This is a genomic window from Sphingobium estronivorans, assembly GCF_008692605.1.
Classification (GTDB): Bacteria; Pseudomonadota; Alphaproteobacteria; order Sphingomonadales; family Sphingomonadaceae; genus Sphingobium; species Sphingobium estronivorans.
The window spans coordinates 14,586-38,120 of the sequence record NZ_LFCT01000005.1 but is presented as its reverse complement, the minus strand read 5'-3'; the positions used below and the strand labels follow the sequence as shown (position 1 = coordinate 38,120).

Genomic DNA, 23,535 nt, shown 5'->3' with positions numbered 1-23,535 from the left:
CCATCACAACAAGAGCTAACATGGCGGCAAAGCGATAAGGCGATATGGCGTCGACACCCTCTTCCTGCGAAACCCTTCACGCGACCAGCGTGGCGATTCAGGGCCATGCCGTGCTGCTCTGCGGCCCAAGCGGCATGGGCAAGTCCGACCTGGCGCTGCGCCTGATCGATCGCGGCGCCATGCTGGTCAGCGATGACTATACACGCGTGCATGCCATTGAGGGGCGCCTGTTCGCCCGCGCGCCCGACCGTATCGTCGGCATGATGGAGGTGCGCGGCCTTGGCCTCATCGACATGCCCCATGCCGACAACGCTCCGGTGGCGCTCGCCGTCGACCTTAGCAACACGGTGGAGCGCATGCCGCCGGAAACGGCGGTGCGGGCCATTGCCGGCATCGACGTGCCCGTGGTGCGGCTCGCCCCCTTCGAAGCCTCCGCCCCGATCAAGGTGGAACTGGCCGTCCGGAGCATGGGCTTGAAGAGCATGAGCCTGTCGTGAGTTCCGAAACACGCAAGACCATCCTGCTCGTTTCGGGCCTGTCGGGGGCGGGCAAGACCACCGCGCTCAAGACGCTGGAGGATATGGGTTGGGAGGTGGTCGACAATCTGCCGCTGGTGCTGCTCGACCGGCTGCTCGACACGCCGCTGCCCGAAGGACATGACGAGGGCATCGAGCGGCCGCTGGCGCTGGGCATCGACGCGCGCACCCGCGGCTTCGACGCCGGCGCCATCGTGCAGCGGATCAAGGCGCTGCGTTCCCGCCATGGCCATGATGTGGAGACGCTGTTCCTCGATTGTTCGGGCGCGGAACTGGAGCGCCGCTTTGCCGAGACGCGCCGCCGCCATCCGCTGGCGTCCGACCGCCCCGCCCGCGACGGCATTGCCCGCGAACGCGAGCTGACCGAGCCGCTGCGCCGCTGGGCGACCCAGGTGATCGACACCAGCAGCCTCAGCAGCAATGCGTTGCAGCAGGAAATCCGCAACCGATTCTCGCGCGACGGACTGTCGGACCCGGTGCTGACGATCCTGTCCTTCGGCTATTCGCGCGGGGTGCCGTTGAACGCCGACCTGATGTTCGACATGCGCTTCCTGCGCAATCCGCATTGGGACGAGACATTGCGTCCGAACACCGGCCTCGATCCCGATGTCGCCGCTTATATCATGGCGGATCCCGCCTATGAGGAAGCGGTCGGGCGGATCGAACAATTGCTGACCCTGCTGCTGCCGCGCTATGCGGAAAGCGGAAAAAGCTACATTACCGTTGCTTTCGGATGTACGGGCGGTCGCCATCGTTCGGTTCATGTGGCCGAACGTGTCGCCAGATACTTGCAAGATGCGGGCTTTTCGCCCACGGTCTCGCACCGAAATATGGAATCAGCGCCCCAGGACGCCCTGGAGAAGCGCAGACCGGGAGGCCCGAAAGCAAAATCATGAAACAGGTGGGCCACGTAAGTAGATGATAGGACTGGTACTCGTCACCCATGGAGCGCTGGCGACGGAATTTGTCGTCGCGATGGAGCATGTGGTCGGTCCGCAACAGCAGATCGAAACCATCTGCATCGGGCCGGAGGACGACATGGAAATGCGCCGCGCCGACATCGCGAATGCGGTCGCGCGCGTCAATGACGGCTCAGGCGTGATTCTGCTCACCGATCTGTTCGGCGGCACCCCGTCCAACCTGGCCATTTCGCTGCTGAAGGCCGGCGAGATCGAGGTGATCGCGGGCATCAACCTCCCCATGCTGATTCGCCTGGAAAGCGCGCGCAAGATCATGGACGTGCGCCAGGCCGTCGCCGCGGCGCGGGAAGCGGGTCAGAAATATATCAGCGTCGCGTCGGAATTGTTGGGCAGCACCACATGAGCGAAATCAGCCAGGAAGTCAGGATCAGCAATCGACGGGGCCTCCACGCCCGCGCCAGCGCGAAATTCGTGACCCTGGCCAGCGGCCTTCCCGCGCAGATCACCGTGCGCAAGGACGGCAGCGAAGTCACCGGCACCTCGATCATGGGCCTGATGATGCTGGGCGCGGCGATGGGCGACAGCATCGTCATCAGCGCCACCGGTCCCGAGGCCGCCGATTCGCTGGGCAAGCTGGTCACGCTGGTCGAGGACAAGTTCGGCGAGGAATAAGGCGGATCGAATCCGCCAAGCCTTTGTTAAGAAACGCCGAGCGATTATCACGGGACAAGATTGAACGAGAGTCGCGGGACGCAAGAGAGGCTGCGTCACCCATTGAGGTGCAATTGGCAATGCTCGATCCGAAGCTGATGGACGAACCCGCGCGTCTGGCCGCGCTCGATCGCTACGAAGTGCTGGACACGCCAAGAGAGCCTGGTTTCGACCGGATCACCGATCTGGTGCGCAGCGTTTTAGGCGTGCCGATTTCCGCGGTTTCGCTGGTCGACGAGGATCGGCAATGGTTCAAATCGCTGGCAGGTCTGGATGCCAGCGAAACCCCGCGAAACGTCGCCTTTTGTGATTATACCATCCGCCAACGGGCGCCGATGGTGATCGCCGACGCGCGGGAGGATGCCCGTTTCTGCGACAATCCGCTCGTCACCGGCGACCCCAATATCCGCAGCTATGCGGGCGTCCCGCTCGAAACGCCGGACGGCTACAATATCGGTTCGCTCTGCGCGATCGACACCGTGCCCCGCGAGTTCGACCCCGGCCAGATCGCCATATTGCACAATCTGGCGGCGCTGGTTGTCGAACAGCTCGAACTGCGCCGAATCGCCGAGCGCGACCATTTGACCGGCGCGCTCACCCGCCGCGCGTTCCTCAGCGAAATGAACCGCGCCGTGGCCCTGTTCGAACGCCATCAGCGGCCCGCGAGCCTGTTGCTGTTCGACATCGATCATTTCAAGCAGATCAACGACAATCACGGCCATCCCGTCGGAGATCGCGTGATCCGCAGCATCGCCCGGCTTTGCGCGGGCCTGCAACGGCCCAGCGATTCGCTCGGCCGATTGGGCGGCGAGGAATTCGGCATATTGTTGCCTGAAACCGGCGAGGCCGATGCGGCCAAGGCAGCGCAGCGCTTCTGCGAGGCGATTGCCGCGACCGAAATCCCCGGCACGCCAGCTCTCCGCGTCACCGTCAGCTTCGGCGTGGCGGAGGCGCGCGGCGACTGGTCGACATGCGAAAGCTGGCTGGCGGTGGCGGACATGGCGCTCTACGAAGCCAAGCGTTCGGGCCGCAACCGCATCGCGGTCGCCCGGCATGATGCCCTGCACGCGACCTGACCCCCTACCCTTTTCCCCGATCCCCCTATAGAGAGGCCGCTTCGACGGACCTTGAAGAGGCTTGAGACAGGATCGTGGCGCGAGAAATCACCGGATTTTCCAACCCGCTGGTGAAGCGCGTCCGCGCCTTGCGCGAGAAGAAATTCCGCAAGGCCGAGGGGCTGTTCCTGGCGGAGGGCCTGCGCATCCTCACGGAAGCCCGCGAGGAAGGCGTGCTGCCGGACATGCTGTTCCATGCCGGATCGACCCACCCCCTCGCTGCGGAACTGATCGCGGCGATGGAGACGGCGGGCGGCGACGTCATCGAAACCACGCCCGATATTCTCTCCAAGATTTCCGGCAAAGACAATGCCCAGGCAGTGGTCGGCGTCTATCGCGACCGGCTGACCCCGCTGGCGAAGCTTGACCGGAGCAAGGCGGATATCTGGATCGTCGCCCAGTCGCTGCGCGATCCTGGCAATCTGGGCACGATCCTGCGTACCGGAGACGCGGTGGGCGCGGGCGGCCTCATCCTGATCGACGATTGCGTCGACCCGTTTTCGGTGGAATCCGTGCGCGCCAGCATGGGCGCCCTCTTCACCCAGTCGATCACCCAGGCGCGCTGGGGCGAGTTCATGCACTGGCTGCGCGAAGGGCCGGGCGAATTGATCGGCACCAGCCTGAAGGCCACGCATGACTATCAGGAACCCCGCTACCAAAGCCCCAGCTTCCTGCTGGTCGGCAATGAAGCGCAGGGCCTGCCCGAAAGCTATGAGGCGGAGTGCGACCTGCTGGTGAAGATGCCGATGCTGGGCAAGGCCGACAGCCTGAACGCGGCGGTGGCCTGCGCGGTGATGGCCTATGAATTGCTGAATCAGAAAAGAGCGAAATAAATGGCAACGGGGGCGGTGCACGCGGTGGAAATGGGCGGGTTGGGCGCGATGCTGCGCCACAAGCGGGTGCTGGCGGCCAGCCTGATCGGCACGGCGGTCGAGTTTTACGACTTCTATATTTATGCCACCGCCGCCAGCCTTGTCTTCGGCCCGCTTTTCTTCCCGGCCTCCTCCCCTTCCGCGCAGTTGCTGGCGGCCTATGGCAGCCTCGCCCTCGCCTTTTTCGCCCGCCCCTTGGGCGCGGCCGTGTTCGGCCATTATGGCGACCGCATCGGACGCAAGGCAACGCTGGTGACATCGCTGATGCTGATGGGCGGATCGACGCTGGCGATCGGGTTTCTGCCGACCTACCAGAGCATCGGCTGGTGGGCGCCGCTGATCCTCTGCATATTGCGCTTCGGTCAGGGCTTCGGCCTGGGCGGCGAATGGGGCGGCGCGGCGCTGCTGGCGGTGGAAAATGCGCCCCCGGGCTGGCGGGCGCGCTTTGGCATGTTCCCGCAATTGGGGGCGCCGGTCGGTTTCCTGGCCGCTAATGGACTGTTCCTGATCCTCGGTACTTTCCTGACCGACAAGGATTTCTTCGCCTGGGGCTGGCGCCTGCCCTTCCTGGGCAGCGCGGTGCTGGTGCTCCTGGGCTTGTGGATTCGCCTGAAGCTCACCGAGACGCCCGAATTCGCCGCTGCCCGCGCTGAAGCCCCGCCGCCCGCCGTGCCGCTGGCCACGCTGTTCAAAAGCCATTTGGGCGCAGCCATTGCCGGCACCTTCGCCTGCGCGGCCTGTTTCGCCGTCTATTATATCGCGACCGCCTTCGCGCTCGGCTATGGCACGACAACGCTCAAGATCGACCGCGAAACCTTCCTCGCCATCCAGCTCGGCGCAATCCTGTTCATGGCGGTCAGCATCGTCATCGCCGGCTGGTGGTCGGACAGGAGCAGCCCGACCCGCGTGCTGGTCGCGGGGTGCATCGGCACGGTGCTGATGGGCGTGATCTTCGGCCCGGCCATGGGCACCGGGCAGTTGCTGCCGATCTTCCTGATCCTCAGCCTCGCGCTGTTCCTGATGGGTTTCGTCTATGGCCCGCTGGGCGCCTATCTGCCGCATCTTTTCCCGGTGCAGTTGCGCTACACCGGTGCATCCTTCGCCTTCAACCTGGGCGGGATCATCGGCGGCGCGCTGGCGCCCATCGTCGCGACCTGGCTGATCGGGATGCAGGGCATCGCGCTGGCCGGCCTCTATATGTCGGCGGCGGCGGCGATCAGCCTTGGCGGGCTGTGGTTCACGAGCCGGAACGAGGCGTGAAGCGGTAACCGGCAACGGTCCCCAAACAGAAACAGGCGGCGCTCCGGGGGAGCGCCGCCTGCCTGTTGTTCACATGCCGTCAGGCGAAGGAGATCAATCCTCGCTGCGCACGTCGCGACGCTCGGCGATGCGAGCGCGCTTGCCGGTGCGGCCACGCAGATAGTAGAGCTTCGCACGACGCACGACGCCGCGACGGACGACGGTGATCGAATCGATGTTCGGCGAATAGAGCGGGAAAACGCGTTCCACGCCCTCACCGAACGAAATCTTCCGCACGGTGAAGTTGCTGCCCATGCCCTTGTTGGAGCGGGCGATGCAGACGCCTTCATAGTTCTGGACGCGGCTGCGTTCGCCTTCGACGACCTTCACGCCGACGCGCAGCGTGTCGCCGGGACGGAATTCCGGGATATCCTTGGCGAGAGCCGCAATGTTTTCGGCCTCGATCTGCTGGATCAAGTTCATAACCTAGGTCCTACTTTTTGCGTTGCGCACCAGAGGGCGACTGGTCCCGAACGCCGATATGACGTTCCCAAAGGTCCGGCCGCCTTAGCCGTGTCTCGTCTTCCGCCCTTTGTTTCCGCCAGGCGGCGATCTTCGCATGATCCCCCGATCGCAACACTTCAGGGATCGTGCGCCCTTCCCATTCAACAGGTCGGGTATAGTGCGGATATTCGAGAAGGCCGCTTTCGAAGCTCTCTTCATCCCCACTGGAAGCGGCGCCCATTACCCCAGGAAGCAGGCGGATGCAAGCATCCAGCAGCATCAACGCGCCCATCTCTCCACCGGACAGGATGATGTCGCCCATGCTGATCTGTTCCACGGGACGGGCCTCGAAAATGCGCTCGTCGAAACCCTCGAACCGACCGCAGAGGATGGTCGCGCCGGGACCGGCGGCCAGTTCGCGAATGCGCCCCTGCGTGATCGGCGCGCCGCGCGGCGTCATGGCGAGGACCGGCAGGTCCGGGCGCTTGTCCAAAGCATGGTCGATGGCAAGGCCCAGAATGTCCGCGCGCAGCACCATGCCCGCGCCGCCGCCCGCCGGCGTATCGTCCACCGTCCGATGTCTGTCCGTCGCGAAATCGCGAATCTGGATGGGGTCGCAGGACCATTTCCCCTCGCCCAGCGCACGGCCCGCCAGCGATACGCCGAGCGGCCCGGGAAACATCTCCGGATAGAGGGTCAGGATCTGCGCCGCGAAACTCATCGGTCAGGCCGCGAAGGCAGCCTCGACGACTGCCTTTTCATCGGCGATGGTCACGGCATGCATCGGCGCCATGAAGCGCTTCCCATTGGGACGCTCCACCTCGATGATGTCGCCCGCACCGAAATTCTCGACCGCGACGATATGGCCCAGCCCTTCGCCATCACTGGAGAAACAGGGCAGGTCGATGAGGTCGGCATGATAATATTCGCCCTCGCCCAGCGGAGGCAGGGAGGAACGGGGCACCGTCAATTCGGTCCCGCGCAGCGATTCCGCCGCCGTGCGATCACCGATCTCGGCAAAGCGCGCGACCGCGCCGTTGGGGCCGGGGCGCACCGACTTCAGCGTCAATATGCGCCCCGCCGCATCGAAACCCTTGTAGGATTTGAGGGCATCCGCCCCCTCTCCGAAGAGTTTCAGACGGACTTCGCCCGCCACCCCATGAGCGCCGATAATGACGGCGAGAGTGACGGGCTTGTCGGTCAAGTCGATCAGCCTTCGGCCTGCTCGGCAGCAGCTTCTTCAGCCGGAGCGGCTTCTTCAGCAGGCGCTTCGGCCGGAGCGGCGGCGGCTTCGCGCGCGGCTTCCTCAGCGGCGGCAGCCTTCTCGGCGCGCTCCTCGGCGCGGTCCTTGGCCTTCTGACCCGGCTCAGCCTTCTTCGGGTTGCTGCGGGCGGCGCGTTCCTTCACGCCCGCGGCGTCGAGGAAGCGGGCGACGCGATCGGTCGGCTGGGCGCCAGCGGCAACCCAGTGCTTCGCGCGCTCGACGTCCAGAACGACGCGCTTTTCGTCGCCCTTGGGCAGAACGGGATTGTAGCTGCCGATGCGCTCGATGAACTTGCCGTCACGCGGGGCGCGGCTGTCGGCCACGACGATGCGGTAATAGGGGCGCTTCTTGGAGCCGCCGCGCGACAGACGGATGGAGGTTGCCATTAAACTTGCCTTTCTACTCTAAACCAAATGACTATATTTGCTTATTTCTTCATGAAATTCTGAAAGCCGGGCGGCAGGGTCGGCATAGTACCGCCCCCGCCGAGACCGCCCAATCCGCCAAGGTCCGGCGCCCCACCGGCACCGCCCATCAGCTTGTCCATGCCGCCGCCGGTGAACATCTTGGCCAGCCCTTTCAGGCCGCCCATCTTGCGGATCTTCTTCATCGCCGTTTCCATTTCCTGATGCATTTTCAGGAGACGGTTCACTTCCTGCACCGTGGTGCCGGACCCCTTGGCGATCCGAATCTTGCGCTTGGCGTTGATGAGCGCGGGCTTTTCCCGCTCCTTCGGCGTCATGGAGCCGATCATCGCGTCGAGATGGATCAAGGTCTTGTCGTTGGCGCCGCTGTTCGCCATCGCCGCCTGTGCCTTCTTGAGGCCCGGCAGCATCCCGGCCAGCGCGCCAAGACCGCCCATGCGGCGCATCTGATTGAGCTGGGCGCGCAGGTCGTTCATGTCGAACTGACCCTTGGCCATTTTCTTGGCGAGCTTGTCGGCTTCCTCGGCATCGATGGTCTCGGCCGCCTTTTCGACCAGCGAGACGACGTCGCCCATGCCCAGGATCCGCTGCGCCACACGCGCCGGATGGAACGGCTCGATGGCGTCGAGCTTTTCGCCCGTACCCGCGAACTTGATCGGACGGCCGGTGACCGCGCGCATCGACAGCGCCGCGCCGCCACGGGCATCGCCGTCCATACGGGTCAGCACCACGCCGGTCAGCGGCACCTGCTGGGTGAAGCTGGTCGCGACATTCACCGCGTCCTGACCCGTCAGCGAGTCGACCACCAACAGGATTTCCGCCGGGTTGGAGACTTCGGCGACCGCCTTCATCTCGTCCATCAGCGCCTGATCGACGTGCAGACGACCCGCGGTGTCGAGCATCACCACGTCGAAGCCCTGGAGTTTCGCCGCCTGCAACGCCCGCTTGGCAATATCGACCGGCTGCTGGCTCGGCACGATGGGCAGGGTCGCCACATCGGTCTGCGTGCCCAGCACCGCAAGCTGCTCCTGCGCGGCCGGACGCTGGACGTCGAGCGACGCCATCAGCACCTTCTTGCGCTCTTTTTCCTTCAGGCGCTTGGCGATCTTGGCGGTGGAGGTGGTCTTGCCCGACCCCTGCAGGCCGACCATCATGATGACGGCGGGCGGGGTGACGTCGATCAGCAGTTCCGAGGTTTCGGCGCCCAGCGTCTCGGTCAGCGTGTCCGAGACGATCTTGACGACCATCTGGCCCGGCGTGACCGAACGCAGCACGTCGCTGCCGACGGCCCGCTCCGTCGCCTGCTCGACGAACTGGCGAACCACCGGAAGCGCGACGTCAGCCTCCAGCAGTGCGATTCGCACCTCGCGCATCGCGGCGCGGACATCGTCCTCCGTCAGCGCACCGCGCCCACGCAGCTTGTCGAATACCCCACCGAGACGATCGCTTAGCGAATCGAACATCATCACCTCATTTGGGCCGAAGAGCCCGGAAAACAAGCGCTTACCCCGCCAAACGACAAAATCGCCGGCGGGCGAAATCTCGCCGGCCAGCGTCCATCCGGTGCCCCACCTGGGCGCCATGGATCTGTCAGGGCATCAGGCAGCGGACCGCCCGATTGCAGGGGCGCCTTTAGCGCAAGGGAGGGCGAGTTGCAACAGCGGCGCAGGCATGGCGATGACAGATTGCGGTGACGGAAGGATGGGCGCAGGCTCCCTGTCCCACCGCCTCGAGTCGACAGACCCAAGGAGAAGCGTCAATGCACCGCATGACCCGTCGCGCCGCGATCACCGCCCTCGCCTTCACCAGCGCATCCCTCGCCCTTCCCTCCTCGGCCCAGTTGCCCGACCTGTCGGGGAAGGCTGGCGGCCTGCTGGGCGGAATGCTGCCCAACCTCGCGACCACGGGCGCTGGCAATGCCGCGGGCATGCTCAGCTATTGCGTCAAGAACAAGCTGGTCAACGCCGCGAGCGCGACATCCGTGCTGGGTAAGCTGACGGGAAAGCAGGGCGTCAAGGAATCCAGCGGCTATTCTCTGGGCCAGAAGGGCGTGTTGCAGACGCAGGACAACCGGCTTTCGGTCGCGAACCTCAAGGGCAAGGTGAAGTCCAAACTGTGCGGCATGGTGCTGAGCCACGCGGCATCCCTGCTGTAAAATCCGACCCCATGGGCTGAGCCGCCGAGATTTCTCTTGTCATCCGCTCGTCCCGCACGCGACTTAGGGCGCGCAAGGGAGACAAGATGATGAGCTGGACGCGCCGCAAACCCATGGAGGCCATGATGCCCGCGCAGGAAGGGCACAGGCTGGCGCGCACCCTGTCCTGGCCGCACCTGCTGGCGCTGGGCGTGGGCGCCATCGTCGGCACCGGCATATTGACGCTGATCGGCGTGGGCGCGGACCGGGCCGGGCCCGCGGTGCTGCTGTCCTTCGCCATTGCGGGCGCGATCTGCGCCTGCGCGGCGCTGGCCTATGCCGAACTCTCCACCATGATGCCCGCTGCCGGGAGCGCCTATAGCTACAGCTATGCCGTGCTGGGCGAGGGCATTGCCTGGATCGTCGGGTGGAGCCTGATCCTTGAATATTCGCTGGTGGTGTCGACGGTGGCAGTGGGCTGGTCGGGCTATGCCGCGCCGCTGCTGACATCGGTGGGCTTCCCCGAGTTGCTGACCAAGGGACCGGAACTGGGCGGCTTCATCAACGCTCCCGCCATCTTCATCATCGCCGTCGTTGCCGGCCTGCTGATGCTGGGCACGCATGAAAGCGCGCGACTGAACTCCCTGCTCGTCCTCATCAAGATCGCGACGCTCAGCCTGTTCGTCGCCATCGCCCTCCCTGCCTTCGACGCCCAGAACCTTCAGCCCTTCATGCCCTTCGGCTTCGCCAAGTCGATGGGACCGGACGGAATCGAGCGCGGCGTCATGGCGGCGGCGGCAATCATCTTCTTCGCCTTTTACGGCTTCGACGCGATCTCCACTGCGGCAGAGGAAGCCAAGAACCCGGATCGCGACCTGGCCATCGGCATCGTCGGATCGCTGATCGCCTGCACGCTCATCTATGTGCTGGTGGCCGCCGCCGCCATCGGCGCCATGCCCTTCACCCGCTTTGCCGACAGTCCGGAGCCACTGGCGCTCATCCTGCGCGAAATGGGCCAGGGGCAGGTGGCGCGGATCGTCGCCATCGCCGCTGTGATTGCGCTCCCCACCGTGCTGCTGGGTTTCCTCTATGGTCAGAGCCGCATCTTCCTGGTCATGGCGCGCGACGGTTTCCTGCCGCAACGGCTGGCGCTGATTTCGAAGCGCGGCACGCCCGCCCGCATCACCGCCGTCACTGCCGTGCTGGTCGCGATCATCGCGGGCGTGCTGCCCATCGACGAGATCGCGGCGCTCGCCAATGCGGGGACGCTGATCGCCTTCACCGCCGTGGGCGCTTGCCTGCTGATCCTGCGGCGGCGGATGCCGGATATGAAGCGTCCCTTCCGCACCCCGGCGGCGACGCTGGTCGGGATGGGCGCGGTATTGGGCTGCGCCTATCTGTTCGTCAGCCTGCCGATGAAGACGATCCTTGCCTGCTTCATCTGGAATGCCATCGGGCTGGGCGTCTATTTCCTCTATGGACGCCGCCGCGCGACGTTGGGCGCGGGATAGGCTGGTCTTTTCGTCCCGCAAGCCTTACATGCGCGCCCACTATGGGCCGTTTTTCCAAAATGCATGGACTGGGCAACGATTTCGTGGTGATCGACGCGCGGGATGCCGCGGTCGACATGACGGAGCGGCGCGCTCAGGCCATTGCCGACCGCCACGCCGGGATCGGCTGCGACCAGTTGATCCTGATCGGCAATTCCGATCGCGCCGATGTGTCGATGCGCATCTTCAACAGCGACGGCGGTGAAGTGGAAGCCTGCGGCAACGCGACCCGCTGCGTGCCTTTGTTCGTTGGCCGGGACGTGCTGATCGAAACCAAGGCGGGCCTGCTGGACGCGAGGGGCGTGGACGGCGGCGCGAGCGTCGACATGGGCGAACCCCGGCTGGAGTGGGATGCGATCCCGCTGTCCTACGCCATGGATACGCTGACCATGCCGGTCAGCTGGGAAGATCTGCCCGCCCCGGTCGCGGTCAATGTCGGCAACCCGCATGTGATCTTTTTCTGCGACGATCTCGACGCGGTGGATATCGACCGGCTCGGCCCGATGATCGAGACAGACCCGCTGTTCCCGGCACGCGTGAACGTGAACTTCGCGCAGATTGTGGGGGAGAATCATATCCGCCTGATCGTCTGGGAACGCGGCGCCGGCCTGACCCGCGCCTGCGGCACCGGCGCCTGTGCGACCGCCGTGGCGGCTGTTCGCCGCAAGCTGGTGAGCGGGCCGACCCGCGTGACCCTGCCGGGCGGCGATCTTGTGATCGACTGGGCGCCGGGCGGTCATATCCTGATGACCGGCCCCGCCACCCATGTCTTCGACGGCGAGGCTGACTGGGCGCGCTTCTGATATGAGCGGGCCGCAGATCATCACCTTGGGCTGCCGCCTCAATATCGCGGAGAGCGAGGCTATTCGCGAAATGGCGGGCGGGCAGGACGATCTGATCGTTGTGAATAGCTGCGCCGTGACGGCCGAAGCGGTGCGGCAGACGCGCCAAGCCATCCGCCGCGCCCGGCGGGACCGGCCCGATGCGCGGATCATGGTGACGGGCTGCGCCGCGCAAACGGAGCCTGAGACGTTCGCCGCCATGGCCGAAGTCGATGCGGTGATCGGCAACCGGGAAAAGATGGAGGCGAGCCACTATTCGTCATCCCCGCGACCCGAAGAGCGGCGTCAGCCAACGCTGGGATCTCAGGCGATAGGGCACGACGTGGGGCCTGAGACCCCAGCCTATGCTGGGGTGACGGGAAAGGCGAATGTCTCCGACATCATGGCCGTGCGCGAAACCGCGCCGCATATGGCCAGCGCCTTTGCCGAACATGCCCGTGCCTTTCTGGAGGTGCAAAATGGCTGCGACCATCGCTGCACCTTCTGCATCATCCCCTATGGCCGGGGGAACAGCCGCTCCGTCCCCGCAGGCGCGGTGATCGACAAGGCCCGCGAACTGGTCGATGCGGGCTATCGGGAAATCGTGCTGACCGGCGTGGATGTCACCAGCTACGGCCCGGACCTGCCCGGCGCGCCGTCGCTCGGCCTGCTGATCGAGCGGATCCTGAAAGGCGTGCCCGACCTCCCCCGCCTGCGCCTCTCCTCGCTCGACAGCGTGGAGATCGATGAGCGCCTGTTCGACCTGCTCGCTCATGAGCCGCGCATGATGCCGCATCTGCATCTCTCGCTTCAGGCCGGTGACGACATGATCCTCAAGCGCATGAAGCGCCGCCACGGCCGCGCCGACGCGATCCGCATCGTCGAACGGCTGAAAAGCGCCCGCCCGGACATCAGCATCGGTGCCGACATCATCGCCGGCTTCCCGACCGAGGACGATGCGATGTTCGAAAACAGCCTGAAGCTGGTCGAGGAATGCGCCATCGTCCACGGCCACATCTTCCCCTATTCGCCGCGCACCGGCACCCCCGCCGCCCGCATGCCGCAGGTCGACCGCGCCACCATCAAGACCCGCGCCGCCCGCCTGCGCGCCGCCTGCGAAACGCAGCGGACAAGCTGGCTCCACAGCCTGATCGGCACCCGGCAATCCGTGCTGGTCGAACGCAACGGCGCCTCCGGCCATGCCGAGAATTTCGCCCCGGTGCGCTTCCTTGCACCGCAATCCCCCTCCTCCATCGTCCGCGCGACGATCACGGGCCTTGAGAATGGCGCGCTGATCGCGCAAGAGGCGCAGCAATGACTGAACCCGGCACCAGCTGGCGCGACCGCCTTTTCGGCGGCCTCAAGCGCACTTCCGACAAGCTCGGCGAGAATCTCACCGGCCTCTTCACCAAGGCTGCGCTCGACGAACAGACTCTGGACGAGATCGAGGAAGCGCTGATCGTCAGCGACCTTGGCCCCACCATGGCCGCCCGCGTGCGCGACCGCCTGTCCGAAGGCCGCTACAACCGGGAACTGACCGAAGACTATCTGCGCGAGATCATCGCGGAGGAGATCGAGAAAACCCTGGCCCCGGTCGCCCGCCCGCTGGAGATCGAGGCTTTCCCCCGCCCGCAGGTGATCCTGGTCATCGGCGTCAACGGATCGGGCAAGACCACCACCATCGCCAAACTCGCCAATAATTTCCTGGAGCAGGATTATGGCGTGATGCTGGCGGCCGGCGACACCTTCCGCGCCGCCGCCATCGGCCAGCTCAAGGTCTGGGCCGAGCGGCTGGGCATCCCCATCGTCGCGGGCAAGGAGGGCGGCGACGCGGCGGGCATCGTGTTCGACGCAGTGAAGCAGGCGACCGCCACCGGCATCGACGTGCTGATCGTCGACACGGCGGGCCGCCTTCAGAACAAGACCGAACTGATGGACGAATTGGCGAAGATCCGCCGCGTGCTTGGCCGGCTGAACCCGGCGGCGCCGCATGACGTTGTCCTGGTTCTGGATGCCACCACGGGACAAAATGCGTTGAGCCAGATCGAGGTTTTCAAGGAAGTCGCGCAGGTGACGGGCCTGGTCATGACAAAACTGGACGGCACTGCACGCGGCGGCGTGCTGGTCGCGGCAGCGGAGAAATATCGCCTGCCCATCCATGCCATCGGCGTCGGCGAAAAGATCGAGGATCTGCGCCCCTTCGATCCGGGCGACATGGCGCGCGCCATTGCAGGAACCGCTTATGCCCGCTGAAAAGAAACCGGCCCATGGCGGCAACCTCAGCCTCGCGCTCGATTTCGGGCCTCTGCTGGTCTTCTTCCTCAGCTACAAGGGCGCGGGCTGGATCTGGGGGCCGGGCAATCCGATCACCGCCATGACCTTTGGCACCGCCGCCTTCATGGCCGCCATCGTCGTCGCCGTCATCATCTCCAAGGTGAAGCTGGGCCGCGTGTCGCCCATGCTGTGGCTGTCCGCGATGCTGATCCTCTTCTTCGGCGGGCTTACCATCTATTTCCGCGACCAGAGCTTCATCCAGATCAAGCCGACCATCATCTACGCCTTCTTCGCGCTGATGCTGTTCGCCGGCCTGGTGCGGGGGAAGGCGCTGCTCAAATATCTGCTTCAGGCCGCCTATGACGGGCTGACGGACGAGGGCTGGCGCAAATTATCGCGCAACTGGGCCTTTTTCTTCGTCTTCATGGCGATTGCCAATGAAGTGATGCGCCGGACGATGAGCTTCGATAGCTGGCTGGCCGTCAAGGTCTGGGGCGTCACCATCGTGTCGGTGGTCTTCGCGGGCGCCAATATTCCGATGTTGATGCGGCACGGCCTCACCCTTGGCGACAAGCTCGACAGCGAGGAAATCGGCGAAACCACCCCGCCGCAGGGCTGAATCCGCCCGCGCTCCTGAGATCGTTTCGCAATAGGCATATATCTGTTTCCTTGGCGCCTGGGCGCGCATATGGGAGGGACGCGGCGGCGTCCACGCCCCGACAGGACCATTGAACCAACTGGCCGCGCCATCCGTTGTGCGGCCGTCTGAAAAACGAACCCGAGGAGTTCTGCCATGGCCTTTGTTCTTCCCGAACTGCCCTATGCCAAGGATGCATTTGGCGACATTCTTTCCGCCGAAACCTTCGACTATCACCATGGCAAGCACCACAATGCCTATGTCGTGAAGGCCAATGAACTGGTCGCCGCCGACGCCTCGCTCCAGGGCAAGTCGCTGGTCGAGCTGATCAAGTCGAGCAAGGGCGGTCTCTTCAACCAGGTCGGCCAGATCTGGAACCACACTTTCTACTGGCAGTCGCTTTCGCCGACCAAGACCGCGCCGAGCGGCGACCTGCTGGCGAAGATCAACGACGCCTTCGGTTCGGTCGATGCGCTGATCGAGAAGCTCAAAGCCGAAGCCGTCGGCCATTTCGCCAGCGGCTGGGCAGCACTGATCCTGAAGGACGGCAAGCTCGAAGTCACCAGCTATCATGACGCCGACACGCCGGTCGCGCATGAAGGCCATGCGCCGCTGCTGATCCTCGATGTGTGGGAACATGCCTATTATATCGACTATCGCAACGCGCGCCCCAACTATGCCGACCGCATCCTGAAGGACGCGATCAACTGGGACTTCGCGGCCCAGAATCTGGACGGTCAGGGCGCCAGCCGCGCCGACCAGCAGGGCTGATCGGCAGGGACCCGCCCGCCGCTCCGCAGGAGCGACGGGCGGTTCGCCCAAACCGGCCGATCGAATTGATGTTCATCAGGCCGGGGGGCCGAGATCCGCTTTGGACGGGGCAAGATCCAGCGCCTCCGCCAGTTCATCCAGATCGGCACCCGGCCGCACCAGCAACCAGTCCCGCGCCTGCGCGCCGTTGACGACCGTCACCGCGCCCTTGGGGCAGACGCCGAGGCAATTGACCTCGATAATGCCCGCCGAAGCCTTGCGCCCCTTTTTCAGCGAAAGATGACGGCGCAGCGCCTTGGCCAGCCGTTGCTCGCCGTCGCGGCCAAAGCCGCCATCCAGCTTTTTCGAACATTTGCGGCAGACGAGAACCGCATGATCCCAGTTCGAATGGACGATATCCTTCAATCCACCCGCTCCCGCGGCTTCCACGTCCGCCGTTCCTCCGCCGCGCGCAGCACTTCATAGGCGGCCTGGATCGTCTGGAAACGGATGGCGGCCTGCGCGTCGCCCGGCTTCACATCCGGGTGATATTCCTTGGCGAGCCGACGCCAGCTCTTCTTCACCGCCTCGAAATCCGCGTCATCCTCCAGGTCCAGCGCCTTCAGCGCATGGAGTTCGTCGCGCGATCGGCTGCCGTCGCCGGGTCCGCCCCAGCCATGATAGGCGCTGTTCTGATATCCTCCGGCGTCGCGGCGCTCGGCATGTTCGCGCTGCTCGCGTTCCTCGCGGTCGAGGCCCTGAAAATAATCCCAGTTACGGTTATATTCCGCCGCATGGTCGGTGCAGAAATACCAGCGCTCACGGCTGTTGGGCGATTTGGGCGCGGGGCAGTCGCCCGGCTTGTCACAGCCGTGCCGGTCGCACAGGCGCACCTGCTGCGCCTCACGCGATGCGCCGTAGCTGCGCCAGCGGGGAAAGCCCCAGTCATTTGATCGGCTGCTTCTTGCCATCGTTCCAAATTAGGCAAGCCACAGGCGGAACGCCACCCCGGCAGGCCATGAAATTGCTATCACTTCGATGCCAGAGGGCCTGTAAGCCGGGTTCTGTCCTCTTCTTGCGAAGAGTGGCGACCATTCCTCTAGGGGACGGATTGCTCCGTCCCTCAAGCAACCAACCCGGGCGGTCTCAGCCGAAACAGGCCTAGCAGTCAAGCTGCGCGCCGCCCCTATTCGGTCTTGCTCCCGGTGGGGTTTACCGTGCCGCCTTCCGTTGCCGGAGACGCGGTGCGCTCTTACCGCACCCTTTCAATTTCACCCGACCGAAGTCTTGGGGCCGAAGCCTTGGGCGACCTGCTTTCTGTTGCACTGTCCCTTGGATCACTCCAGCCGGCCGTTAGCCGGCACCGTCATTTCGTGGAGCCCGGACTTTCCTCGCCGTGGCGGTTACCCCCCACGCCGCGGCCGCCCGGCCCTCTGGCAACGGCGCCTATACACAGGTTGGAACCTTCAGTCATCCCCTCGCGGTTTTGGCAGCAGCAACGCCAGCAAGATCGCCCGGCATTCGCCATCGATGATCCCGTCGATCAGTTCGGGGCGGAAGCGCCGCTGGAACGCGACCACCGCCGCCTGCGGCTCGGCAATGTCATAGCCGAAGCGCTCCAGCGCCAGCATGAAGCCGCCGTCGCTCCAATGCGGGTCCATCAGATTTTTGGTCGGGCGCGGCAAAGCCAGCCGCAACCGCGCCAGTTGCCCCCAGGGGAACAGTTCGCCCGGGTCCTGTTTCCGCGCCGGGGCGACATCGCTATGGCCGACGATATTGCCGCGCGTGATCTTGTGACGCTGGACGATCTGATGGATCAGCGGGATCAGCGACCCCATCTGCGCATCCGGGAAGGGCCGATAGCCCCATTCATGGCCCGGATTGACGATCTCTATGCCGATACTGGCCGAATTGATGTCGTCGACCCCCCGCCAATGCGCGCGCCCGGCATGCCAGGCGCGCTTGTCCTCACCGACCATGCGGATGACCTGCCCATCCTCGGTCACGACATAATGGGCGGACACCTTGGATTCCGGGCTGGCGAGCCAGTTGATCGCGGTCGCTGCGTCAGCCATTCCGGTATAGTGCAGCACCAGCATGGATATGGGCAGGCTGCGCTCGTCGAAATTGGGTGACGGCGTATCGATCATCGGAAAGTCGGTCATTGCGAAAGGCCAGTCACCCGCACTCGTCCATCCTCGGCTACCGGCGGAGCATGGCCGACCGCGCCGGGGCAATCAAGCGCGCTGCGCCGCAAAAAACGCGATTATACCATCACGCTCGGTCTGCGACCGATCACAAGTGGGTTTCGCACAGGCGCCGGGCGGGTTTTACCAAGATCCGATGAGTCAACCTCATCGCGCCTTGGCATGAGGGGTTCAGACCGCCCGGCGGAACGCGGCTTCGGCCTGCGCAGGCGTTCCTGTCCGCCGGCCATAGCCACCGCGAAAGTCGGGATGCGGCACGAAATCCTCGCTATGGCCGATCACCGTTTCGCCCGCGCCCAGCAGCAGGACCGACCGCGCATGGCTGTGCTGGGCCAGCATCCGGAAAACAGCCTGGCGCCGTTCCAGCGTGAAATAGAGCAGGACATTGCGGCAGAGCAGCAGGTCATATTCGCCCATCGGTGCGCGATGGTCGAACAGATTGTCGGTGCGGAAATCAATCATCTGCCGCAGCACCGGACTGGCGCACCAATCGTCGCCGGCCGGTTCGAACCATTTGATGAGGTCCCCCACCGCCAGCCCGCGCTGCACGTCCATCTGGGTGAAGATGCCCGACTTCGCCTGATCGATGGCGGCGGTGGAAATATCCGTCGCCAATATCTCGATCCGCCAGCCGCGCCACCGCGCCATGTCGTTGCAAAGCTGGATCGCGATCGAATAGGCCTCCTGCCCCGTCGAACAACCCGCGCTCCAGATGCGCAGGGTCCGGTCGTCCCGCTGCGCATGGATCTGCGGCAGGATCTGGCGATGGATCATGTCGAAAATCTGGAGATCGCGGAAAAAACTGCTCTCATTGTTGAGCAGCGCGTTGACCACATCCTCTTCCAGCGCGGCCTCCTTGCGCGCGATCAATCGCGCGGCCAGGGCGTCTATGTCCGCCAGGCCGTGGCTGCGCAGCACGGGCTTCAGCGCCGTCTCCATCCGCCAGGCGCGGTTTTCCGACAGGATCTGCCCGGTGCGCGCCTCCAGCAGGCCGGAGAGGATGCGGGCCGCCCCGCGCGAAGAAGAACCGGAATCCGCGAACCGGGACGAAGGAGACAATGCCATCAGTTTCTGTTCTTTCCTCGTCGGGTCACGAAATCCATGATCGCACGGGGTTCCAACAATGCGCAGTTCAGGCCTTCGCCCGCGATTGAGCCGGGCATGCCCCAGACGACGCTGCTGGCCTCATCCTGCGCCACGATCCAGCCGCCCGCCGCCACCATGTCCCGCGCACCGGCAGTGCCGTCGCGGCCCATCCCGGTCAGCACCACGCCCGCCGCGCCCGCGCCATAGACCTGCGCCATGCTGGCAAACATCGGATCGACGCCGGGCAGATTGCCCGCCGGCGTGCGCTGCGGATCGAGCATGACGGACACACGCCCATGCAAACCCCGCCGCAGCTGGAGATTGGCATCGCCCGGCGCGACATAGACGATATCGGGCGCGAGCAGTTCGCCCTGTTCGGCCACCTTGACCTTCAGGCTGGTCATGCGCCCCAATTGCTGGGCAAAATAATAAGTGAAGCTGGCCGGCAGATGCTGGGTCAGCAGGATGGGCACGCCCAATGGCTCGGTCAGGCCCGCGAACAACTGCCCCAGGGCATGAATGCCTCCGGTCGACGCGCCGATGCCCAGGCACGCCAGGGGCTGCGCCGCCTGCCCCGCCTCGATCGCCGGGGCGGGAGGGGCGAAGACCGGCGGCGCGCCGCCGCTGAACAGACGCGACAGCCGCTCGATCAGAGCCTGCGGAAAATGTTCGCCAAAGCTGCCGCTGCCCGGCTTGGCGAGAATGTCGCTCGCCCCCAGCGCCAGCGCCTCGATGGCGGCGGCGCTGCCCTCCTCGCAATTGCCCGACAGGATCACGACCTTGGCATTGGGGCTGGTCCGCAGGATCGCGGGCAGCGCCATCAGGCCGCTCTGGCCGGGCAGTTCGATGTCGAGCAGCACCAGGTCGACCTCATGCTCGCCCAGATAACCCAGCGCATGTTCGGCGCTGTTGGTCTTGTGGGCGACGAAATAGCCCCGGTCCGCGTTCAATATCCGTTCGATCACCGTGCGCACCACGACCGAATCGTCGACGATCAGGGTGCGCACCGCCCTCTCTTCGCTCCGTTTGCTGGTCATGATCGGCACGAGGACGGTCATTGAAGGAAGCACTTTCTCAAGCGAAGGCGAAGGACAGGGGGCAGTCGGGCAAATGGCGGTCAGATCACTCCGACGATCGACAATTTGCTTTCCAGCGTTTCGCGATCGAAGGGCTTCATCACATATTCGTCCGCGCCCGCCTCGACAGCGGCCTTGATATGGCCGACGCCGTTTTCGGTGGTGCAGAAGATGATCTTGGGCCGGGCCGTCAGCTTGGCGCTGGACAGCGCCTGGAGAAATTCCATCCCGCTCATCACCGGCATGTTCCAGTCGAGCAATACGACATCGGGCGCGGAGGCTTCGCACTGGGTCAGGGCGTCACGGCCGTCGACCGCTTCGCTGACCGTCAGGTCCAGTGACTCCAATATATGGCGGGCAACCTTTCTTATGACCTTCGAATCATCGACAACCAGGCAATTTTTCATGAAGCGTCCCTTTATTTTACATCCCGTTTGGACGAGATTTATCCGGCAAACCCAAGCAATTGGTAAACGTCAGTAAAATTGTTCAGGCCGCTTGCGCCAGCGCGCCCGCCTCGATGAAACCGGCCAGCGAGACCAGCAGATGGGGCTGTCCTTCATGTTCGACCAGTCCGCGCGCATGGGGCAGCCAGGCGGGGTCGAGCTGGCCCCGCAACGGCAATTCGCCCTCCGGCACCTGGCAAATGTCGTAAACCGCATCGACCATCAGCCCATAGCTGTGACCGGCAATATCCGCGATGACGGCAAAGCCCCGTTCCGCGATGGGCGTAGGCTGCCCCCGGATCAGCGCGGCCACGTCGATCACCGTCAGCACCCGGCTGCGCAGCGCGGAAAGCCCCGCGACATGCGCGCCCATCCCCGGCACGGGCGAAATATCGGTCAGCTTCACCACGGCCTCGACCTCACGGGTTTCGATGGCGACCCGCGCACCGGCCAGCCGGGCAAGAAGATAGAGCCGGTTCATGCCTTGTCCCCCTTCACGCGCGCGATCCGGCGACTGCCGCCATCAGCGCGTCCTGGTCATAGCGATAGATGCTGCCGTCCTGCGGGCTGCTGGGCCGGGGCGTGGCGCGCAGATGGACGACGCGGCAGCCCAGCAATTCGCCCGTCTCCGACAGGTCGGCACCGGTGAACAGCACCACGTCCTGCGGATCGACCGCCGCGTCGGACGGCAGGCCCAGCACCACCTCGTGCCCTGCCTGCCGCAGCAGCGGCGCCAATATCTCGCGGGTCCAGCCATCCTCGCTGTCGGCCAGCAGGCATCGGCCGCCGCGCTTTTCCAGGATCGCCTCATCCGGCAACGCAGCGAACAGGGCAAAGGGGTTGATGACCTCCAGATGCTCGCCCTCGATCACCGCCACGCCGCTCAGCATGCCGTGCATCGTCACCATGTCAGGCATGGCGGGCATGTCGACGATGTCGAGCACCGCCGCGACCGGATAACAGGCTTCCCGCGCGCCGTCGCGCAGACGCAGCGCCGCGACCTTCGTCCCGGAGAAGCGGTGATGGTCATTGGCCACCGGCACCAGACGCCCGTCCAGACGGACATAGTTGCGCGTGCCCGACCGCCCGAACAGATGCGTATCGACATCCTCGACCCGCTCGATCAGCGACAGTTTGAGCAGGCGGCGTTCGCCCGACAATTCCTCGAAACGCAGTGCGGCCACCATTTCGACGACGCCCTGCGCGTCCTCCGCCTCCACCGCCTGCTGCGCGGCGCGGTCGTCCAGGATATTGGGCAGGCGCGCCGCATTGGCGAGGCCGGCCGCATCCAGCAGCAGCATCGGCTTGCCATTGTCGGGCAGGGTCATGCCCGCATAGACGCCCGTCGCCATCACCAGCGGCGAAGCCGGGCGGATCACCAGTTCCTCATGATTGTCGACCGCCGACACGCCCATGGCAAAGGGGACGCCGGTGGCCGATCGCACGACCATGATGGCGCGCGGCCCTGCCTGCGCGGGCTTTTCCATGCCCAGCACATCCTCCAGATCGATCATCGAATGCCGGACCGAACGGATGGTGGCGATCTTCGCGCCGCCCACTTCGGCGACGACCAGCGTTTCATTGTTGTCGTGCAGAATCTCCACCACCGCGGCGCGCGGAATGGCGAAATGCAGCCCCCCAGCCCGCACGATCAGGCCCGGGATGATGGTCAGCGTCAGCGGCACGCGCAGCATGATCGTCAGGCCGCGCCCGGGCCGATTGTCGAGCGCGATGACTCCGCCGATCCGCTCCACATTGGCGCGGACCACGTCCATGCCGACCCCGCGCCCCGAAATGGCCGTGACCTGACTGGCGGTCGACAGACCCGGCTGGAAGATCAGGTCGAGTCTGTCCCCCTCGCTCATGCGCGCCGCCGCTTCCGGCGACAGCCGGCCCGCCGCGACCGCCTTGTCGACCAGGCGCCCGGTGTCGATGCCCTGCCCGTCGTCGGAAATCTCGATGACGATCTGGTTGCCCGACTGGCGCGCCTCCAGCTTCAGCCGACCCGTTTCCGGCTTGCCCAGCGCGCGGCGCTTCTCGGGCGCCTCTATGCCATGATCGATGCTGTTGCGGACGATGTGGGTCAGAGGATCGACCACCATCTCCACCATTTCGCGGTCCATCTCGACATCGCCGCCTTCCAGCGTGAGGTCGATGCGCTTGCCGAGGTCCCGGCCCAGGTCACGGACCATGCGCGGGATGGCGGTGAACAACCGGTCGACGCGCTGCATCCGCGTCTTGGAAATGGCGTCGCGCATGTCCGCCACGCAGGTCGACAACCGCTCGAAGGCGCTCTCCAGCTCCGGGTCGCCGATCCGCTCACGCAGCTTGCGCGACAACTCATTACGAGCCAGCACCATGTCCGACACGCCATTCATCAACTGATCGATCAGCGACAGCGGCAGGCGGATCGTCCGCGGCGCGGCCTGTCCGCCATTTGAACGGGCCACGGCGAGGGCGGGCTCCATGCTTTCCATTCCGAGGGCGGCGGCGTCCTCCTCCCGTTCGGTCAGGGCAGCGATCAGATAATCGTCATTCTCCTGCGGCAGCGCCGCGCCGATGGCGACCGCCTCGGCCAGTTCGGCGATCCGGTCCATCACGCCCAGCACGGCACTCACCGTGGCGGCGTCGGGGCTGCGCTTGTCGGCGCGAATCTCGGCCAGCACATCCTCTGCCGCATGGCTCAACCGTTCGAAGCGCGGCAGGTTCAGGAAACCGCAGCTGCCCTTTACCGTATGGAAGAAGCGGAAAATGGCGTCCAGCCGGTCGCGGTCCGAAGGATCGGCTTCCCAGGCGACGACTTCCCCGGCCAGCGCCTCCAGCGTTTCCTGCGTTTCGGATATGAATTCCTGAAGTAACTCGTCCATTCCCGCGCCTCATGGATAGCGCGCGGACCATGGCCGGCCCGTGGTTAAAGGCCGGTTAAAGAGAAGAAATCTCAGACAAATGGTACAAAAAAGGCGCCGCG

General features: G+C 65.0%; 27 protein-coding genes and 1 other RNA gene. 14 read left to right on the top strand and 14 right to left on the bottom strand.

Annotation, left to right across the window (positions count from 1 at the left end):
• Positions 1-44: 44 nt before the first annotated feature.
• The 7 genes from F7P65_RS05375 (at position 45) to F7P65_RS05345 (ending at position 5,414) form a co-directional block, all read left to right on the top strand.
• Positions 45-497: an HPr kinase/phosphorylase gene (locus tag F7P65_RS05375; RefSeq protein ID WP_150290734.1), complete on the top strand. Its 453-nt coding sequence runs from the start codon at positions 45-47 to the stop codon at positions 495-497.
• Positions 494-1,432, top strand: coding sequence for an RNase adapter RapZ (rapZ, locus tag F7P65_RS05370; protein ID WP_150290733.1), 939 nt, complete (start codon positions 494-496; stop codon positions 1,430-1,432). The genes F7P65_RS05375 and rapZ overlap by 4 nt, the downstream gene beginning before the upstream one ends.
• Positions 1,433-1,454: 22 nt before the next feature.
• Positions 1,455-1,859 (top strand): PTS sugar transporter subunit IIA, encoded by a 405-nt coding sequence (locus F7P65_RS05365; RefSeq protein ID WP_150290732.1) that lies wholly within the window; start codon positions 1,455-1,457, stop codon positions 1,857-1,859.
• Positions 1,856-2,128, top strand: coding sequence for an HPr family phosphocarrier protein (locus F7P65_RS05360; RefSeq protein WP_025547580.1), 273 nt, complete (start codon positions 1,856-1,858; stop codon positions 2,126-2,128). Before F7P65_RS05365 ends, F7P65_RS05360 begins: the two co-directional genes overlap by 4 nt.
• A gap of 119 nt (positions 2,129-2,247) precedes the next feature.
• A complete protein-coding gene (locus F7P65_RS05355; RefSeq protein ID WP_150290731.1) occupies positions 2,248-3,243 on the top strand; it encodes a sensor domain-containing diguanylate cyclase in 996 nt (331 codons plus the stop codon).
• Between the two features lie 74 nt (positions 3,244-3,317).
• Positions 3,318-4,115, top strand: coding sequence for a TrmH family RNA methyltransferase (locus F7P65_RS05350; RefSeq protein WP_150290730.1), 798 nt, complete (start codon positions 3,318-3,320; stop codon positions 4,113-4,115).
• 30 nt (positions 4,116-4,145) lie between these two features.
• Positions 4,146-5,414: an MFS transporter gene (locus F7P65_RS05345; RefSeq protein ID WP_150290837.1), complete on the top strand. Its 1,269-nt coding sequence runs from the start codon at positions 4,146-4,148 to the stop codon at positions 5,412-5,414.
• A 93-nt stretch (positions 5,415-5,507) separates the two neighbouring features.
• On the opposite strand, the gene rplS is transcribed toward F7P65_RS05345, so the two are convergent.
• From rplS to ffh, 5 genes are read right to left on the bottom strand one after another with little or no spacing between them, the layout of a single operon-like run.
• Positions 5,508-5,876, bottom strand: coding sequence for a 50S ribosomal protein L19 (rplS, locus tag F7P65_RS05340; protein ID WP_150290729.1), 369 nt, complete (start codon positions 5,874-5,876; stop codon positions 5,508-5,510).
• 10 nt (positions 5,877-5,886) lie between these two features.
• Positions 5,887-6,618 carry a tRNA (guanosine(37)-N1)-methyltransferase TrmD gene (trmD, locus tag F7P65_RS05335; protein WP_150290728.1) on the bottom strand — a complete coding sequence of 244 codons (732 nt, stop codon included), beginning with the start codon at positions 6,616-6,618 and terminating at the stop codon, positions 5,887-5,889.
• Between the two features lie 3 nt (positions 6,619-6,621).
• Entirely contained in the window at positions 6,622-7,101 is a 480-nt protein-coding gene (gene rimM / locus F7P65_RS05330) for a ribosome maturation factor RimM (protein WP_150290727.1), read from the bottom strand.
• 5 nt (positions 7,102-7,106) lie between these two features.
• Positions 7,107-7,547: a 30S ribosomal protein S16 gene (gene rpsP, locus F7P65_RS05325; RefSeq protein ID WP_150290726.1), complete on the bottom strand. Its 441-nt coding sequence runs from the start codon at positions 7,545-7,547 to the stop codon at positions 7,107-7,109.
• A gap of 41 nt (positions 7,548-7,588) precedes the next feature.
• Entirely contained in the window at positions 7,589-9,052 is a 1,464-nt protein-coding gene (ffh, locus tag F7P65_RS05320) for a signal recognition particle protein (protein WP_150290725.1), read from the bottom strand.
• Positions 9,053-9,345: 293 nt separating this feature from the next.
• Here ffh and F7P65_RS05315 point away from each other — a divergent pair, with 293 nt between their 5' ends.
• The 7 genes from F7P65_RS05315 (at position 9,346) to F7P65_RS05285 (ending at position 15,773) form a co-directional block, all read left to right on the top strand.
• Positions 9,346-9,741: a DUF2501 domain-containing protein gene (locus F7P65_RS05315; RefSeq protein ID WP_150290724.1), complete on the top strand. Its 396-nt coding sequence runs from the start codon at positions 9,346-9,348 to the stop codon at positions 9,739-9,741.
• 89 nt (positions 9,742-9,830) lie between these two features.
• Positions 9,831-11,231 carry an amino acid permease gene (locus F7P65_RS05310; RefSeq protein WP_150290836.1) on the top strand — a complete coding sequence of 467 codons (1,401 nt, stop codon included), beginning with the start codon at positions 9,831-9,833 and terminating at the stop codon, positions 11,229-11,231.
• Between the two features lie 41 nt (positions 11,232-11,272).
• Entirely contained in the window at positions 11,273-12,073 is an 801-nt protein-coding gene (dapF, locus tag F7P65_RS05305; protein WP_150290723.1) for a diaminopimelate epimerase, read from the top strand.
• A 1-nt stretch (position 12,074) separates the two neighbouring features.
• Positions 12,075-13,409, top strand: a complete 1,335-nt coding sequence (mtaB, locus tag F7P65_RS05300) for a tRNA (N(6)-L-threonylcarbamoyladenosine(37)-C(2))-methylthiotransferase MtaB (protein ID WP_150290722.1) — start codon at positions 12,075-12,077, stop codon at positions 13,407-13,409.
• The gene (ftsY, locus tag F7P65_RS05295) at positions 13,406-14,344 is read left to right on the top strand and encodes a signal recognition particle-docking protein FtsY (RefSeq protein ID WP_150290721.1); all 939 of its coding nucleotides are present in this window, start codon (positions 13,406-13,408) and stop codon (positions 14,342-14,344) included. Before mtaB ends, ftsY begins: the two co-directional genes overlap by 4 nt.
• Complete coding sequence (gene ispZ / locus F7P65_RS05290) at positions 14,334-14,984, top strand: septation protein IspZ (protein ID WP_150290720.1); 651 nt, start codon at positions 14,334-14,336, stop codon at positions 14,982-14,984. The genes ftsY and ispZ overlap by 11 nt, the downstream gene beginning before the upstream one ends.
• Positions 14,985-15,158: 174 nt before the next feature.
• A complete protein-coding gene (locus F7P65_RS05285) occupies positions 15,159-15,773 on the top strand; it encodes a superoxide dismutase (RefSeq protein WP_150290719.1) in 615 nt (204 codons plus the stop codon).
• Between the two features lie 75 nt (positions 15,774-15,848).
• On the opposite strand, the gene F7P65_RS05280 is transcribed toward F7P65_RS05285, so the two are convergent.
• From F7P65_RS05280 to F7P65_RS05240, 9 genes are all read right to left on the bottom strand, one after another.
• On the bottom strand, positions 15,849-16,202 hold the full coding sequence (locus F7P65_RS05280) for a (2Fe-2S) ferredoxin domain-containing protein (protein ID WP_150290718.1): 354 nt from the start codon (positions 16,200-16,202) through the stop codon (positions 15,849-15,851).
• Positions 16,175-16,723 (bottom strand): J domain-containing protein, encoded by a 549-nt coding sequence (locus tag F7P65_RS05275; protein ID WP_150290717.1) that lies wholly within the window; start codon positions 16,721-16,723, stop codon positions 16,175-16,177. Before F7P65_RS05275 ends, F7P65_RS05280 begins: the two co-directional genes overlap by 28 nt.
• 66 nt (positions 16,724-16,789) lie before the next feature.
• Positions 16,790-17,189: RNase P RNA component class A (gene rnpB / locus F7P65_RS05270), an RNA gene on the bottom strand.
• A gap of 29 nt (positions 17,190-17,218) precedes the next feature.
• Positions 17,219-17,917: an N-acetylmuramoyl-L-alanine amidase gene (locus F7P65_RS05265; RefSeq protein ID WP_150290716.1), complete on the bottom strand. Its 699-nt coding sequence runs from the start codon at positions 17,915-17,917 to the stop codon at positions 17,219-17,221.
• Between the two features lie 213 nt (positions 17,918-18,130).
• Positions 18,131-19,024: a CheR family methyltransferase gene (locus F7P65_RS05260; protein WP_150290715.1), complete on the bottom strand. Its 894-nt coding sequence runs from the start codon at positions 19,022-19,024 to the stop codon at positions 18,131-18,133.
• Positions 19,024-20,103 (bottom strand): chemotaxis protein CheB, encoded by a 1,080-nt coding sequence (locus tag F7P65_RS05255; RefSeq protein ID WP_150290714.1) that lies wholly within the window; start codon positions 20,101-20,103, stop codon positions 19,024-19,026. Before F7P65_RS05255 ends, F7P65_RS05260 begins: the two co-directional genes overlap by 1 nt.
• A gap of 59 nt (positions 20,104-20,162) precedes the next feature.
• A complete protein-coding gene (locus F7P65_RS05250; protein ID WP_150290713.1) occupies positions 20,163-20,528 on the bottom strand; it encodes a response regulator in 366 nt (121 codons plus the stop codon).
• Positions 20,529-20,610: 82 nt separating this feature from the next.
• Positions 20,611-21,048 carry a chemotaxis protein CheW gene (locus F7P65_RS05245; RefSeq protein WP_150290712.1) on the bottom strand — a complete coding sequence of 146 codons (438 nt, stop codon included), beginning with the start codon at positions 21,046-21,048 and terminating at the stop codon, positions 20,611-20,613.
• Between the two features lie 13 nt (positions 21,049-21,061).
• Positions 21,062-23,434: a chemotaxis protein CheA gene (locus F7P65_RS05240; RefSeq protein ID WP_150290711.1), complete on the bottom strand. Its 2,373-nt coding sequence runs from the start codon at positions 23,432-23,434 to the stop codon at positions 21,062-21,064.
• Positions 23,435-23,535 lie beyond the last annotated feature (101 nt).